This window comes from Brachybacterium sp. AOP3-A1-3, assembly GCF_052378285.1.
Lineage (GTDB): Bacteria > Actinomycetota > Actinomycetes > Actinomycetales > Dermabacteraceae > Brachybacterium.
Genome location: NZ_JBQSXM010000048.1, coordinates 1 through 1,712 on the forward strand (window position 1 = coordinate 1; position 1,712 = coordinate 1,712).

General features: G+C 64.2%; 3 protein-coding genes. All 3 read left to right on the top strand.

Annotation, left to right across the window (positions count from 1 at the left end; all coding sequences use genetic code 11):
* The first annotated feature begins 86 nt into the window (after positions 1-86).
* Positions 87-491: a thioredoxin family protein gene (locus tag ACT3T5_RS19500; protein WP_406708284.1), complete on the top strand. Its 405-nt coding sequence runs from the start codon at positions 87-89 to the stop codon at positions 489-491.
* Between the two features lie 334 nt (positions 492-825).
* On the top strand, positions 826-1,209 hold the full coding sequence (locus ACT3T5_RS19505) for a thioredoxin family protein (RefSeq protein ID WP_135010944.1): 384 nt from the start codon (positions 826-828) through the stop codon (positions 1,207-1,209).
* Positions 1,210-1,416: 207 nt separating this feature from the next.
* Positions 1,417-1,712, top strand: a 296-nt coding sequence (locus tag ACT3T5_RS19510) for a hypothetical protein (protein ID WP_444595321.1), incomplete at its 3' end; no start/stop codon positions are given.

A 1,712-nucleotide genomic window follows, 5' to 3' on the forward strand; every position in this document is an offset into this window, starting at 1 on the left:
GGGGTCGCCACGCAGCTACTAGGGGTCGCCGCCACGCCCTTGCCCCTCCAAGACCGTCGCGTCGAAATTGACAGGAGCACCAACCCATGACCGTGGTTGCTTTGACTGATCAGAGTTTCGGAAGCGTGGTCGCGACGACCGAACTCGTCGTCGTCGACTTCTGGGCGAGCTGGTGCTCTCCCTGCCGCGCCTTCGGTGCGATCTACGAGAGGTCATCCGTCGAACAGTCACACGTTCTACACGCACGAGTCGACATCACTACCGAGCTCCAGGCTGCGCATGTCGCACGCGTGGCCGCCGTCCCGGCCTGCTGGGGTACCGAGACGGCGCACGAGTCTTCAGCCATACCGGCACGCTTTCTGAACCAGCGCTTGCTCGCATCATCCAGGCACTCAACGAGAGTCGTCGCTCGGGTGCCGGCGTCGAGGCCGTCTCGAACGCCGCCGACATGGAACTCGATCCTCTGGAGCAAGAGCACACTCATCCGGTGATACCCCCCGGTGGTGAATGACCGTCACAACGATCGGGTCCGACCGCAGCACGTAATCAGCCGCCCGCGGGTGGCGACGTTGACGACGCCGGGAACCTTCGCGGGCCTCAAAGCCGAACGCTACCGAGGCCCGCCTCGCGAGTCCGTCACGCCTGGTCTCGGACGGAGAATCCGGCGAACGCGTTTACCAACGTGTCGATTCGCATCTCCGCCCCGCTGCTGACGGCCTCACTACGCCGCTCACAGGTCGCCGCGACCTTGCGCAGTCCCGCGCGATCGAGGACTATGTAACGGGACCATGGAGTCCAATACAGTTGCTTAAGAGAGGACCAGAGATGGCAACGATAGACGTAACAGACGAGAACTTTCAGGAGGTCACGGGCCGCGATGGGATCGTGATCCTCGACTTCTGGGCGACCTGGTGTGGTGCGTGCCGAGCGTTTGCCCCGGTGTATGAGGCCGCCTCCGAAGAGCACCCAGACATTGTGTTCGGCAAGGTCGATACAGAGGCTGCGGCTCAGCTGTCGTCGGAGATCGGCATCCGTGCATTGCCTACCGTGGCGGTCTACCGCGACTCGATCAGGGTGTTCTTCCAGGCTGGCGCACTGCCGAAGCCGGCGTTGGCGGACCTCATCGCTCAGGTGCGAGGGCTGGACATGGAGCAGGTCCGTGCCGAACTCGACAACCACCAGCACGAGCCGGGTCACGTTCACGCGTAGCCGCCGCGGTGCGAAGCGAATTGGTGACGGGCGGTCCTCGTCGCGCGTCGCCGAGCGGCAGTGCACACGAAGGCCCGAATATCTCGACGGGAGCCTCAACGATGGACGTAGATGGGCACGCAAGCGTGGGCGGCGTGCTTCTCGCTGCAGCTGACGCTTCACGCCTCGGCTGGACAGAGCGCTCGAAAGCCCCGATCAGTTGGCGCGATGTCTGACATGAGTTTGCCAGTCCGTATTGGCGATGACGCGGCCGTTCTGGACCTCGTCCCGCTGGCCTCCGATATGCCCACGGTCGAGGACCTGCGGATGGTGTTGGCCGCATACCGGATCAGAGGAATGCTCGGTTTCCGCTCACGCAGAGCAGAAGTGGCACGCATACGCCGGGAGGTCACTGGCGCGGTGCACTCTGTGCAGCCGCGGACGGTGGTGATGGTGTTCGAGGGTGCTGACGGCGCCTCACGGCGACGTGTGGACCGCATCGCACGGCATGTCACCCGCGACAT

Bases quoted from the DNA above. Each gene is read 5' to 3' on its own strand.
- ACT3T5_RS19500 (WP_406708284.1), top strand. From the start codon at position 87: ATGACCGTGGTTGCTTTGACTGATCAGAGTTTCGGAAGCGTGGTCGCG.
- ACT3T5_RS19505 (WP_135010944.1), top strand. From the start codon at position 826: ATGGCAACGATAGACGTAACAGACGAGAACTTTCAGGAGGTCACGGGC.